Source organism: Nocardia sp. NRRL WC-3656, assembly GCF_000720265.1.
Lineage (GTDB): Bacteria > Actinomycetota > Actinomycetes > Mycobacteriales > Mycobacteriaceae > Nocardia > Nocardia nova.
On sequence record NZ_JOJF01000040.1, the window covers coordinates 25,701 to 39,417 of the forward strand.

11 protein-coding genes are annotated in these 13,717 nt (G+C 67.9%); all 11 read right to left on the minus strand.

Annotation, left to right across the window (positions count from 1 at the left end; all coding sequences use genetic code 11):
- Positions 1–70: 70 nt before the first annotated feature.
- Positions 71–1,987 carry a type VII secretion target gene (locus tag IG65_RS0131210; protein ID WP_030518541.1) on the minus strand — a complete coding sequence of 639 codons (1,917 nt, stop codon included), beginning with the start codon at positions 1,985–1,987 and terminating at the stop codon, positions 71–73.
- Between the two features lie 137 nt (positions 1,988–2,124).
- Positions 2,125–4,713, minus strand: a complete 2,589-nt coding sequence (locus IG65_RS0131215; RefSeq protein WP_030518542.1) for a hypothetical protein — start codon at positions 4,711–4,713, stop codon at positions 2,125–2,127.
- A gap of 5 nt (positions 4,714–4,718) precedes the next feature.
- Entirely contained in the window at positions 4,719–5,024 is a 306-nt protein-coding gene (locus IG65_RS0131220) for a hypothetical protein (RefSeq protein WP_030518543.1), read from the minus strand.
- A gap of 19 nt (positions 5,025–5,043) precedes the next feature.
- Positions 5,044–5,400, minus strand: coding sequence for a hypothetical protein (locus tag IG65_RS0131225; protein WP_030518544.1), 357 nt, complete (start codon positions 5,398–5,400; stop codon positions 5,044–5,046).
- Positions 5,401–5,467: 67 nt separating this feature from the next.
- Positions 5,468–6,235, minus strand: coding sequence for a hypothetical protein (locus IG65_RS0131230; RefSeq protein ID WP_063833838.1), 768 nt, complete (start codon positions 6,233–6,235; stop codon positions 5,468–5,470).
- Positions 6,232–6,576: a YbaB/EbfC family nucleoid-associated protein gene (locus IG65_RS0131235; protein ID WP_051757257.1), complete on the minus strand. Its 345-nt coding sequence runs from the start codon at positions 6,574–6,576 to the stop codon at positions 6,232–6,234. Before IG65_RS0131235 ends, IG65_RS0131230 begins: the two co-directional genes overlap by 4 nt.
- Positions 6,573–8,069 carry a PPE domain-containing protein gene (locus tag IG65_RS0131240; protein WP_156055868.1) on the minus strand — a complete coding sequence of 499 codons (1,497 nt, stop codon included), beginning with the start codon at positions 8,067–8,069 and terminating at the stop codon, positions 6,573–6,575. The genes IG65_RS0131235 and IG65_RS0131240 overlap by 4 nt, the downstream gene beginning before the upstream one ends.
- A 29-nt stretch (positions 8,070–8,098) precedes the next feature.
- Positions 8,099–9,805 (minus strand): hypothetical protein, encoded by a 1,707-nt coding sequence (locus IG65_RS0131245; protein ID WP_156055869.1) that lies wholly within the window; start codon positions 9,803–9,805, stop codon positions 8,099–8,101.
- Positions 9,795–10,454, minus strand: coding sequence for a hypothetical protein (locus IG65_RS0131250; RefSeq protein WP_156055870.1), 660 nt, complete (start codon positions 10,452–10,454; stop codon positions 9,795–9,797). The genes IG65_RS0131245 and IG65_RS0131250 overlap by 11 nt, the downstream gene beginning before the upstream one ends.
- A gap of 275 nt (positions 10,455–10,729) precedes the next feature.
- Positions 10,730–12,439 (minus strand): hypothetical protein, encoded by a 1,710-nt coding sequence (locus IG65_RS0131255; RefSeq protein WP_156055871.1) that lies wholly within the window; start codon positions 12,437–12,439, stop codon positions 10,730–10,732.
- Positions 12,432–13,052 (minus strand): hypothetical protein, encoded by a 621-nt coding sequence (locus IG65_RS0131260; protein WP_030518551.1) that lies wholly within the window; start codon positions 13,050–13,052, stop codon positions 12,432–12,434. The genes IG65_RS0131255 and IG65_RS0131260 overlap by 8 nt, the downstream gene beginning before the upstream one ends.
- Between the last annotated feature and the right edge of the window lie 665 nt (positions 13,053–13,717).

The following is a 13,717-nucleotide window of genomic DNA, read 5'->3' on the forward strand; positions in this document are numbered from 1 at the left end:
GCCGCAGTCACTTTCATCGGCAAGCCGACAGCAGGCCGGTCCGGGCGAAACCGTCCGGACCGGCCCCCGCCTACGACTGCTCGGACGGTGGGGTGACCACCGGCGGTGCCACCACCGGCGGCACGACCGCCGCACCGCGCGGCGGGCCGGCGGCGACACTCGGAGCCGATACCGGCCCGGACACGGTGACCGGGCGGTCCACCGTCGTGGGCTCGGCGGCCGTGACCGCCGCCGGAACCTCCACGAACTGCGGGTGGTTCACGATCTGGTCGTAGGCGTACGCCGCGTCGCGCAGTTGTTGCCGGCCGGGTTCACCGGCGAGCACCAGCAGGAGTTCGTTGCAGCGACGTTCGAAGACCATGGCACGCAACGTCGCTCCCTCCTCGTCGATGCGAAGGTCACCCGGCGCCACCCGGGCGACGTCCACGCGCCGCGAAAGCATTGCCGCCGCGAGCAGGTCGTCGGCCTCGCGCAGTTGTTCCCACCATTGCGGCGACACCTCCTGCCCGGCCTCCAGAACGGCGAGGATGCGATCGCGGATGCGACGGGACTCGGCGGAATCAGCCGCGGCCGTCCCGCTGCGGACCAGCTTGGTGTGGGCCTCGGTCGCCAACTCGAGGCAACGGGCGTACGCGCGTGAATCCGGTACTGCCGCAATGGGACCGGCGGCTTCCGGCGATCCGGCCAGATCGAGCCGATCGACCGTGTCCGGGGTGTGTACCCGGAGGTCGACATCGTAGGCCGGGCCGACCAGGTCTGCCATCGCGATATCGGGGAACCGTGCCCGCAACTCACCGTCGATCGAGGCGGACGAGGCCAGGGCCACCAGCGACGCGTTGGCCTTCGGGCCCCATGCCAATCCGAATTCGACCAGCACCCGGGCGGGGTCCGAGATCCCCTCCCAGGGCGAGGCGGCACTGCCCGAGCCGTCGTCGAGCATCTCGTCCCACATCCACGGCGTCGACACCTCCCGAGGGAGATAGATCCCCGCCGGCAACCAGCCCCGGCCCTCGTTCGAGGTGATGAACACCCCCGCCCCGGCCGGCCCGCGCATCACGCCGACCGCCCAGTGCATTCCCACCGCCGGCGTATCCGCGGCGGCCAGAACCGCCGCCAGCAAGGTGCGCGCGACCAGGAGGTCGTTGTCGACCGCATCGCCCACCACGTAGGCCGGCTCGGCCTCCTTGTCCTTGGCCGCGGCCACCGCGGCGGCGAACGGCGTGACGACCGGTACCGGCGGCATGTCGTAGCGTCCCGTGGCGCCGGTCGGCGGCTGCTGCGCCGATCGGTCGTCGGCACCCACGCCCGCACCGGCGGTGGCCGGCGTCGCCACTCCACCGACCGGGGTACCCGCGGCGGCGGCCGCCGCACCGGTGTTGACGCCGGAACCGGCCCCGGCCTGGGTGCCTGTGGAGTCCACGGCGCCCATCGGTGCGGCCGCTCCCGGTGCGGCGGCGGCGACGCCGGGGACGGTCGCGCCCGGCGATTGGTCCGCCGCGTCCGGCTGTTGCTGACCGGCGCCCGGCGTCTGCGGACCGGTGACCGAAGGACCGCCGTCGAGCGGCGACGTGCCGAGCGGCGAGATACCCGCCGGCGTGCGGCCGTCGCCGGGGCCGAAGGTATGGCCGTTCGGGCCAGCGTGCACCGGTGTTCCCTGCGGTGACCCGTGCCCGCCGATGTCGTCGCCCGCTCGCCGGAAATCCGATGCGATGCCGTGGTCGGCGTTTTCATAGGACTCGGCCGCGGCGATCAACTGATCCGCGGTGTGGTCGTGGTCGTCGGCCAGTTTGTCACCCGCCCGTTTGCGGGCGTCGTAGTAGTCGTCGAGGGCATCCTTGACCGGCTGGGCGATCTTGCCGTACGTGGGGATGAAGCTGGCGAGCCAATCGTAGGGCGGTTGCGCCCATTCCCGGGTTTCGCGCGCGACCTGACGGTGTTGCTCTGCCAGTTGACGCAGCACCGCAGGGTCGATCTCCATCTCCGGCATGCCGCACAATCCTTTCCGCCACTGACGAGATCATTGTCGGCGCTGGACAATCCCCACTGCCGGGCGCTGTTCCCAGTGCAGGGAAGTTCTGGCCGCGCACGGCATTCGACCGGCTACGGTCCACCGCTCCCTGGCGCTCACCGCCGCGTGGGGCCGACACTGACCGACGAGGTCCGAGGCGGTCCCGGCGGCGCCGGATTCGGTCCCGGCGGCGCCGGATTCGGTCCCGGCGGGGCCGGATCCGGTCCCGGCGGGGCCGCGGCCAATTCCGCCAATTGCGCATGTGCGTATACGGCGTCGCGCAAGGTTTGGCGAGTCGGTTCGGCCGCGAGCAGCAGGACCAGTTCGTCACAACGTCGCTGGCACACCATCGCACGCAGGACCGCGGCCTCTCCCCGGGCGCCGGATTCGGACCGCAACTCGCCCAACGCTACGCGGGACACATCCGCGCGCAGCGGCAACATCGAGGCTGCGACCAGCGCGTCGGCGTCGCGCAGTTCGTCCCACAGCGGTTCCGGCACCTCCTTGCGCTGCGCGATCGCCTGCAGAATGCCTGCGCGAATCGCCCCGGCTCCCAATGAATCCGGCGCCCGCCCCAGTGCGGCGGCCCGGGCGTGGCCGTCGCGCGCCAACTCCACACACCGCTCGGCGATGCGATCCGGAGGAGTCGCGGCAACGCGATCGGCCAGCTGCGCCGACCCCACGAGTTCGAGCCGGTCGGCCAAACCCGCGGCCGGCGTACCGAAATCCATCACCGCCGCGGCCGCGACCGACCCCTCCGTCGGAACCGCACCGAGCTGGGCACTCAGCGCGCCGTCGATCGGCTGCGAGGAAACCAGCGCCGAGAGCCGCGCCCCGATCTTCGCGCCCCAGGCGATTCCGAATTCCGCCAGGATGCGCGCCGGATCGCCGACGCCCTCCCAGCCACTGCCGTCGGACTCCGACCATACCCACGGCGTGGACAATTCCCGCGGCAGATACAGCCCGGCCGGCAGCCACCCGCGCCCTTCGTTGGACGTGACGAACGCCGTCACGCCGCCGGAATGACGCAGCACCGACACCGCCCAGTCCACACCGAGCGCCGAATCCCCGGCCGCGGCGAGCAGACTGCTCAGCAGGCTGCGGGCCAACACCAGGTCGCCGTCGACACGTTCGCCGAGTACGAAGGCCGGGGCCGACGCCGCCACCATGGCCGCGCCGACCGCATCCCGCACGACCTCGTCGCTGCCGGACTGTCCCGGAATACGCTGCGGGGGAATCGCTTTCGCCGCCGGTGGCGCAACGGGGGATCCGGGTGGGCCGGGTGGGTTGCCGACCATGGGCCCCTTCCCCCCGGGCGCGGAGATCCGCGAGTCCGGTGGCGATCCGGGGCGGGTGTCGGCACCGGCCGGCGGCGGGGTTGCCTGCGCCGCAGGCGCGTTCATCCGATCGACGGGGGCCGATACGGCGGGACCGGGCGCCCCGGGCTGGGGCACGACCAGGGGCGCCGACATCACCCCACCCGCCGCGAGGCCCGCCGCGCCGATCGGAGCGATCGGGCCCAGCTCGGCACGATGTCCCGCCTCGTCGTGTTCGGTCTCGTCGTCCGGATGCGACGTGCGGCCGAATTGCCCTCCGCCGGAGTCGTTCTCGTCATGACCGCCCCCGGACTCGGAGCCGTGCCCGGCGGCGGGCTCGGCATGTGTGTCCGAGGCGGTCCCGGCGACCGGGGCGTCCGGCCCGTGCGAGGCACCGGAATCGGCCATCGGTGCGGCGTCCACGGTATGGTCACCGCTGTCGCCGGGTCCGGCGTGATTCGGAGCCGCGGGCGCCCACGCGGAGTTCTGCCCCGGAGCAGGCGCGCCGCCGACCGGTGCCGTCGGAGCCGGCGCGTTCGGCGCTTGGTCCTGAGGGCCCGCCGACGGGGCAGGCATGTGATCGACCGTGGCCGGCGGGTCGCCGAACAGCCGATCCCGCAGCCGATCCGCGATGTCTTCGAACGGCGGTGGAACATGAGAGAACATCCCCGGATCGAGCCGGACCATCCCGGGGAGGAACGGGAAGCGCGGCATCGGATCGTGCATCGGACCAGGCATCTGATGGTGCGAGCCGCCGCCGGGGTACCGGGGGCGGCCGCCGGCCCCGGGCCCACCATCCTGCCGCCGTCCCGGATGTCCCGGGCCGCCCGGGCCGTTGCCCCGCGCCCAGGGATTCGGCCGGCCCAGCAATTCGGCGATCAAGGCGAGCTCCGGAAGACCCTGCGGGCCCAACATGTTCAGCGCATTGCGCTCGACGTCGGCGACCTCGTCCCGAGCCTCTCGGACGATCGCGGAGATCCGCCGCTGTTCGGCGGCTTCGTCCTCGTTTCCGTTCTTGTCGGTCTCCTGCTGCCGGACCCGCTGGATATCAGCGTCCGCACGATCGACGATGTCGAGGATCCGATGCCGGGTGCGATAGTCGATGTCGCCGATCTGCCCGAAGGTATCGGACGCGGCGACCAGGGCATCCACCAGCTTGCGCAAGCTGTCCTGCTGGTTCAGCATGTCGCGTTTGGCCGGCTCCAATCCTTCGCTGGACGGAACGCGTTCGGAAAACAGGCGCCGGGCACGATCGGCCTCCTCAGGGTCCATCGCCGCGGCGGCGTCGCGAACCATCGTCTGGAGGTTGTACCAATCCGACGGTGGAATCGTGGGCCAATGCTTGCCGACGATCGTTTCCCAATAGGGGCTGCCGTGCTCGGAACCCATGCGCGTCAGACCGATCGCACGCCGGCGCCGGTATCGATATCCGCGTCGTAGAGGGCGTTCACGGCATCGCGCACGGCAACGTTCGTGCCATCGCTGTGGCGGTTGCGCGCGGTTACGAAGTCGCTGATCCACTCACCGACTCGATTGCGGATCTGCGTCGCCTGATCGTCGAATTCCGCTCCCGTGCCCGCGCGATAGTGCGTAGGCAGATTTTCAACGTGCTGTGACGCCTGTCCGGTGTTCGCGGCGACGGCGACGTGGAACTGATCCGACGCGTTTATGGAGCTTTGTTGATCGTCCATCTCCAGCATGACGGACTCCTATCTGTAGTCACAGCGTGGTGCCGAATTCGGCGCTCTCCATCGCCCGGTAGGACGCCTCGGTCGGCAGATCGAACGAGTCCACCGTGTAGGGCCGCGCGCCGTTGTACTCCATCTCCGCGCGCAGCCCGACGCGGGATTTCATATGCGCGAGCCGCGCCAGTCGCAGAATCTCGTTGGCGAGCCAGCTGTCGCCGTTGTCGCGCGCCTCGTCCGACAGGTGCAGACCGACCACCTCGCCGTCCCGGTCGCAGGCGACGCCGACGCTGTGGTCGGGATTGAAGACCTCGTAGGTCATCGACTTCCAATCCGGCGCCGGTGCATCGGATTCGGTGTCGTAGTCGTCGAATTCCAGATCGTCGTTCATCGGTTCTCCTGTGTCTTGCGGGCCACCCGCACCCGGTCGGCCCGACGGGAAAGCATCGCAGTGTGTCTCATCGGCCCTCCGAAAGTTCAGGGGCGAGCGCACCTCGCGGCGGTGGTGCGACGGCGCCGGCGGGTGGCGCGACGCTCGCGGCGGGCGGTGGCTCGTTCGAACCCGCCGGTGGTTCTCCGGTTCCCGACATCCGGTCGACCAGCTCGCTCCAGGCCGCGTCGCCGACCGTCATCACCTGCCGCAGCGACCAGAATCGCGAGCCCAAATACATCTCCCCCGTTCCGTCGGGTTCGACGTCCAGATGGTCCGGGCCCTCCGCTCCGTTGAGTGTCACCGTGGTCAGCGGCGGATTCATATCGTCGATATTGATGATCGTCGCGCCGCCGCCCGGGATGAACGAGCGGCGGCAGCGTGGACTGTTACCGATCGCAACCTCGGCACTGTTGGTGGAGATGGTGATCTCCGGATTCAGCAGCAGTTGCAGAACCCACGACCGCGCGGCCGCCTCGGGCTGATCGGCGTTGATCGAAATAGTCAGGGCCGCAGCAAGATCCACTACCAGCATCGACTCGGAGGTGGTGACACCGACGATCACGAGCCGCTTCGGCGAACCGACCGGATGGGGTAGATCGTCGGCGGCGAAGGTGCTCACATCGGAGCTGGCGCCCGAAGCCGGATGAGCTCCCACCATTCCGGTCGCCACGTCGATGGTGAACGCCGCGATCGGGTGCAGACTGCGCTCGCCCACCCCCGCCAGCCGCACGAGGCCCTCCTCGTGCAGCCAGCGCACGGTGTCGGCGACGGTGACCGCCGCGGGTTCGGTCACGACAGCTGCTCCACCGGTTGCCCACCGACACCCTCGGTCTCGGGCGCCGGCTCGGCATCCATGATCACCTGGTACTGGCGTCCGGCGTCGGCCGAACTCTCGCGGATGGCGGACATGATCTCGGCGACCAGTTCATCGGCCTCGAACCGGTCGACCGTGCCGGGTGCCAGGTACAGGTCGGTCAGCCGCCCCATCGCGTCCACCTCGGGGATGACGGCACCGCTCGGCGAAGGGCGCCGCGCGCGGATCGCGTCGATACGTTCCCGCAGATCGGCGATCTTGTGGCGTAATTCGCGGGCGGCGTCCAAAGCCGCTTGGACGTCGGGATGGATTCCACTCATGCGCTACCTCCGGATTGACTCGGGGTCTGGTTGGCGGGTGACGGCGTCGGGGGTGTGACGGTCGGTGCGATGGTCGGCTTCTCACCGATGACCTGCTCGGTGTGCGGGGTGTCGTCGACGTACATCAGCCGATCGGGATGCCATGCCACGACCCGGTTGCGTTCGTTGCCGCCGCCGCCACCGCCCATACCGGGCGCCATCGGCATGTACGGCATCATCGGCGACCCACCGGCGGCGCCGCGGGCCGCCGCGGCCGCCGAGGAGGACAGCGGCTCGATCACCGGTGTGCGAGGCATATTCGACGCGCTGCTCGCCGCGGTCCCGGCCGTCGACGCGGACGCCACCATCGGCATCGGGCCGACGCTGACGGTCGGTGTACTCGTGGAGCCGCTGTCCAGCCCGCTGGTGATGTCCCCGATCGGCATCGCGCCACCGCCGCCGTAACCGCCACCGGCGGAACCGTAGTCGGGGTAGCTGCCGTAGTCGTAGCCGTAATCGGAGCCGTCGAGCCCGTCGAGCGAATCCGTGCTGCCGCCCTGGCCCAGCTGCGACATCATCCCGCCCTGCATCAGCGAGCTCATCATCGTGGGCAGCATCTGGGCCAGCATGCTCATATCGCTACCGCTCGAATCACTCTGCGAGCCCGAGGTTTCCGACCCTTTCGAGGGACCCTTCGAGTTCACCGCCGTGGAGTAGTCGGTGACCGTCTGGGCCGAGCGCGCGTTCTGCTCCTGGAACTTCGCCAGCGCGTCCTGCACCCCCAGTTCGTTCTTCGAGCGCATCGCCGAGACCAGTTCCTTGCGGGCGGCGATGATCTCCTGGGGCGTGGGATGTTTGGCCTTCGCGGCGGTGAAGGCGTCGGCGTAGTTCTGGGCGTTGTCCGCCAGATCCCCCAGCGCGGATCCGAGCTGGTCGAGCCAGCTGCGGTGTTTCGAGAGTTGCTGTGCAGCCGCCGATCCCACCGGTGTCCAGTGCTGCATGCGCAGCGCGGCCTGATCCAGACCGCTGGTGGCATCGGCATGCGTGGTCGACAGGTAGTTCCGCACGTTTTCGGCGAAGCGGGCGGCGCCTCCCGGCCCCGGACCGGTATGCAACTGCTGGGCGAAGGTCAGCGGATCGACCTCCGCGCCGACGGCCGGCAATCGGAAGGTCGGCGCGAACCGCGGTGTGTGCGGCGGAGTCTCGGCCACCGGGTTGGTCAGCAAATCCGAACCCGCGCCACCGATATCGCGCCCGGCCTGCTCGTCGGCCTCGGTGTAGTCCACCGCGGCGGCGCCGATGTTCCAGGCGGTGCGATGCACCTCGTTCAACGCCCCGAGCACACCATTGTACAGGTCCTGCGCACTGCCGTTCAGCTGTGGCACCGCCTGCGCGGAAATCGGATCCGCTCCGGCGGGGACCACCCAGCCTCTGGGCAGGGTGGCCCCACTGTTGTGGGCCATATCGGCCAGGGCGGATGCCGCCGAAACCAGTTCTGTCGGATCAACATTCAACGCTACGACCTCCTCTCACCCTCCAGCCGTCAGATCGTCTGAGTGCCGGCCAGTGCCGACATCGTCGGACCGCCGGCGGACGGATCACCCGGCGCCGGCACCGCGGGCATGGCGTCACCGTGCGCGGCGCCCGTGCCCTCGATACCGGCCGGATGCGCGAACCCGCTGAAGTCGCCGAAATCGCCACCCACATCGGACATGTGCGCATCGAACCGCTTCAGCTCACCGCACACGATCACCTGCAGCGCATCACTGCCGTCACCCGAACCGGCCGAGGTGTCGCCCGAGCCGGCCGAGGGATCACCGGAACCACCCGACACACCGGTGAAACTCGCGGCACCGGTGAAATTCGCGGCGGCGGCGGTGCTCGGATCACCGGATCCGAAGGCGACGACGATCGCCGCGTGGTCCTTGTCCCACAGCGCGACATCGCCGGTCATCAACTGACTCGGATCGATCCGCGCGCCGACCTGCTTGTTGTCCGACCACTTCGCCGTGGTGCCGGAATAGGCCGCCTTCGCGTCCGTGCCCTTGGTATTGGCGAAGGCCGCGTCCAGCGCCTGGGCGACGACCGGCGACACCTTCTGCTTCCGCTGGAAGTCGGGCGGGAAGGCGTATTCGATCATGCCGTCCGAACCCGGCACCCGCGGTGGCGGTGTGGTCCCGCCCGGCTGCGAGGACGTCGCGTTCGGGGGTGGACCGCCGGCGGTATTCGACACCGGCGCGGCGTTATTCTGATTCGACCACGGCGTCGACGGAGCGGGTTGCTGTGGCTGCGCCTGTGCCAGCGGCTGCACCGCCCGATCGATCCGATTCGGATCCAGATCGTCGGCACGGTTGCGCAGTGAGTCCCCGAGCGAGCCGTAGGGATCCATGCCCATGCCCATCCCGTACGGATTCATGTACGGGTTCATCCCCATTCCCCCCATGCCCATCGGATCCATCATTCCACCCAAACCCGAACCGAGCGAGGGCGATTCGACCGGGCTCGCCATCGACGAGTTCGGTGACATCGCCGAGTCCTTGATCTGCTGAATCGCATCGTCGATCTTCGATTTGGCGTCGTCGGCCGTGGAGGTGTTGTCGGTCGGCAAGCCGGTATTGGGGTCGATGGTGGTGTCCTTGCCGAGGTTCTCCAGCCCGTTGTCGGCACCGAGATTCAAACCTGAGCCGTCGCCGCCTGTTCCGTTGCCGACGTTCAGGTTGCCGAGTCGCTGATCCACCGCGTCGAGAAGCGCCTTGCGGTCGGCAGCGTCGTTCTTCAGCATCTGATCCGCCATGTCCCGGATATTCGCGGCGTTGTCGACGTTCTGACCGGTCCCGTCTTCGACCGCGCCGATGAGGTCGTTGAACGCCGCGAGCGTCAGATCGACGAAACCCGAGTTGACATCCTTCTCGCTGTCCAGCGGAGTGATCGTGCTGACCTGGTAATTCAGCTTGCCGATGAGTTCTTGGATGGAGGACTGCCCTTCCTCCGAAACTTTCTTGACATCGTTCACTTTCGTAGCGAGCTGTTTCTGGGAATTGTAGTAGATCTGCGCCTTCTGATTGAGCGAGTCCACCGCATGTAGATATGCGACTTGACTCACCGACTTACCGAGTGTGATGTTCCGTACGTCCATCGTCGGCGCGGCCTTGATGTCGAGCGTTTTTCCTTCCTCCGGCTTGCCGAAGAGATCGTAATTCTCTTTCAGCGCGGCCGCCAATGATTCAGAGGGCGTAGATTCAGCCGGCATACCAGCCTCGAATCTGCGTATTCAGCCCCTGTGGCACCAGCAGAAAACCGCCGTCGCCGGCCGAAGCGTCCGGGTACTGCGCAGTGTCGGGCGCGAACGGCTGCTTACCGGTGACATATGAGCCACCCGCCCATTCCAACGGCACGGCCCGCGTTTTGGGCTCCCCATCGGTTCCCGGCTTCGTCCCGTTCGAACCGTTCGAGCCATTCGAGCCGTTCGAGTCCCCGCCGCCCGAACCGCCACCGCGCGGTACGCCCGAGAAGGCGAGAGTACCTGCGGCGATCCCGCCGCCGCGAGCCCAGCGCCGCCCGTTACCGGCCGCTTGCTTGGCAGCGCTGTCCGACTTCGCCCATGGCTTCAATTTCTTCTCGAGGTCGGCCTTGTCGGCCGCCAACTTCTGAGCGCTGGGGCCGTTGGCGGGGTTGTCTATCTCATTCTTCTTACTGTCGACACGCGCCTGGACGGCATCTCTCCTCTTGATTTTTTGGAGAGCGTCCTTCGATATCCCGAGCTCGTCGGCCAGCTTTTTATCCGCAGCGTCCCGCTGTGCTTTGAGGGCTGCCCTATTCCGGACTGCCCCTTTCAAAGCATCGTCTGCATCGAACTTCGCTTGCGCCAGGCTGTCCAACTCCCCCTTCTTGGTCACCATTCCGTCGAGGTCCTTCGATATGGAACTGATCGAACCTCGCGTCCCCTTCGTAGCCGCTCTGGCGACTCCGTCACCGGCGAGCGACCCCCCGGCGCCCACCAACCCCGCGACACCCACTCGCGTCCAATTGATATTTCCGATGCCGCCATCGGAGGCAGCGGAGTGTATTGCCTCGACAGATCCATTCACCGCGGCGCCGGTCAGGGCACTCTTGACCACGTGGCCACTCACGCCTTTGACGACTAATCCGAGAAGTCCCATAGTGAACAAACTCCCTACGCGGGGACCGTCGCCGGTCCGTTTACTGACTGATCCACCGGAGTTGCCGACAACCCGGAGCCGGACGCAGCGGCCGGTATCTCCACCCCTGCGGGATGGAAGAATCCACTGAACGGTCCGAAGTCCCCGTGCTTGTCGCTCATACGGGGTTCGAAGGGGCACAACCGGCCCTCGATGATCACCTCGAGCGTGCCGCCGCCGTCGGCGGGGAAGGCTACCGCGATCGCAGTCCGATTCTCCCAGCTCGCAATATCCCCGGTAGCGATGTCGTTCGGGTCGGTCGGCGTTCCCAGGGTCTTTCCCTCCGGGATCCGGGCCGGGGTGCTGTCATAGGCCGACCGGCCATCGGTCGTTGCGGCATTGCCCAATGCGACCGTGAGAGCATTGGCGACCGCGAGCGAGACCCGCTGCGCCCGGCCGTCGGGAAAGGTGAATATCGTGCTTCCGTCGTCGTCGCGGGAAATCGCAACGGCATGGACCGGCGCGGTTCCGCGTGCCGGCGGGTGACTCGATGACGGAGTGCCCGGCGCCGTCGGCGATCCGGACGCCGGGGCACCGGTTCCGGCGGAAGGGCTGGGCGGCGAACTCGTCGCCGCCGGTGAAGCGTTGCCCGTGGCGACGCGCGGCGCCGAGTTCGGGGGTGGCGCGGCGACGGCACCGCCGGAGACAGCAGAGCCGGCAACAGGCCGCATCGTCTGTGCGGGCGCGGTTTCCGCGGCAGGGGGCCGCCTGTTCGCCAGGCCGGCCATCACCGCCATCGGGAGGGCATAGTTGGCCATCGCTGTGGCCGGCGCGGACATCGGAGAGGCCGGGGACGCGGGAGTCGCGCTCACGGCGGCCGCCGGCGGTGTAGGACCCACCTCGGAGGACCGGGAGGACTGGGTGTCAGCCGCGTCGCCACCGGACGGCGACCGATTGCGTGACGTCGCGGTCGGCGCCAGCGGTGAAGAGACCGCTGTTTCAGGACTCGAATCGTTCCAGTTCCACACGGGGGCCGCCGCCGTAGACACAGCCGGGCTGTCCGGCGTTACGCTGCCCACGTTGTCGAATGTGAAGTTGTTTCCGGGACCGCTCGGTACATCCGTCTTGGTCGCGGGCGTCACAGCGGGAGCTTTCTGAGGCGTTTCGTCAGGTTTCTCGGCGCGAATTTTCGAGCCGAGCTTTTCGAATTCTTCCCACTTCTGTTGCATGATTCCGGATACGGTGTTGCTGGCCGATACCATGATCGCCATGACATACTGATCCTCGGAAATGGTTCCGCCCTGCTCGGCGATACTCTGATCGATTACTTTCGCGTCGATGAGCTCCTTGATGGACGCCAGATCCTGCGGGTTCACGGAAGCCATCACCTTCAGCGCTTCAATGGCATTCGCGAGGTCTTTACGGCCGCCGTCACATAAGGTCGGGCTCTGGCCCGCGAGCCCTGCCACGGTGCCGTCGAGTTTGCCGATATCGGTGTATACAGATTGCAACCCACTGACCCATTCCGCGTAGTTGGCGATATGAGCGCGCTCGGCGCCGCTGACCTGTTCGACCTGGATGATCTTGGGGGCATCCTGGCTGCTGCCGTTTCCGAACGCCTCCCAGCTCGACACATACATGGCCGGCAGAGTCATGTATTGCTGCACAAGTCCCGCTGAGAAGGTCAAGCCGTCCGGCAGCTGCTCCGGATCCGGCATGAAGATCCGGGGCATCTTCTCAGACATACTTGAGCGCCTCGGTGGGTGTTATGTCTTTGAGCTGGATCTGGCCTGCGCCGCCGTTACCCCCTCGAAGAATCGTCAGAACGTCTTTGCCCGTATCCCAGGCGAAATGGGCATTGGAGGCGCCGAAACCAGCACCGACCGCCCTGCCGTAGTACGCGCCCGGTGTCATATGACCCGCACCCGCCCAAGTGGGCAGCTTGTTCTTCCAGAAGCCGGTCCTGTTGAACGCCATCGCGTCCTTCATAGCCTGGCCCTTCACAGCACCCTTGGCCTCGGCTTTGGCGATGGCATTTGCCATAGCCTTCGCCGCGGCCTCCCCATCGGCCCGCAGGAATCCCTTGACCGCAAACCCTGCGCCCTTGAAACCAGCTCCCCCCAGCAAACCACCAACCCCACCGAACGCAGCCCCCGCGCCTACGTTCTTCCAGCTCCACCCGTCTTTGAGCCCCGACTGCAACGCACCGGCGGCGGCACCGACCAGGCCCGCGCCGATCGGGCCGGTGGTCGCGAAGGCCACACCGGTCAAGGCACCGATTGCGATGTCGTCCCAGTGGTTGACGACTTGATTGCCGACCCAGCCGGCGGCCTTACCTATGGCACCGAACAGGCTCATCGGGTCACCTACCCGACCGGGAGCGACTGCTACTCATTCCGCGATCCCCGTCCTGCCGTCGGTCCGATCCCCCCTCATTCTCAGGGATTCCCAATGATGGGAATTCTGTGCGAATTCGGACCGGAGAGGATGGAGAGAAGCTCGCGTACCGATGAATCGGTGCGCCGTGGCGGACCGGCCGGGACCGATGCGGAAGGAGTGCCGATGCCCCTCCTGCAGTCGATCACCGCCGCGGGTCGCCCGGTCACATTCGCCTTCGTTCACCCGGGGAGCTGCGAGTGACCAGCATCGAGAGTTCAGCGCCGGTCGTGAGCGACGGTTCGGCCGATCCCGTTACCACCGCCCCCGACGCCGGATCCGGCGCGGACGCGGAGGCGCCGACAACACCCTGGACAGCACCTCGGCGGCAACGGGATTCGAGCGGTCCGCGCGCCACGGTGCCGAATACTTCCCCCTGGGCGGATCAGCACGGAACGTCCGCGCCGCAGAGTTCGGGGGTATCCGTAACCTCCACTACCTCCTCCACAGCCGGCCCGTCGTCGAGTCCGGTTACCGTACCTGCAGTGCCTGCTGGGTCGGGTGCGGGTGTGGTGTCGGGGCCGGGTTCGCCCGCGGTATCGGTGGCGCCCGGATCCGCTGAGGCGCCCCCGGCCGCGGGCGCCGCC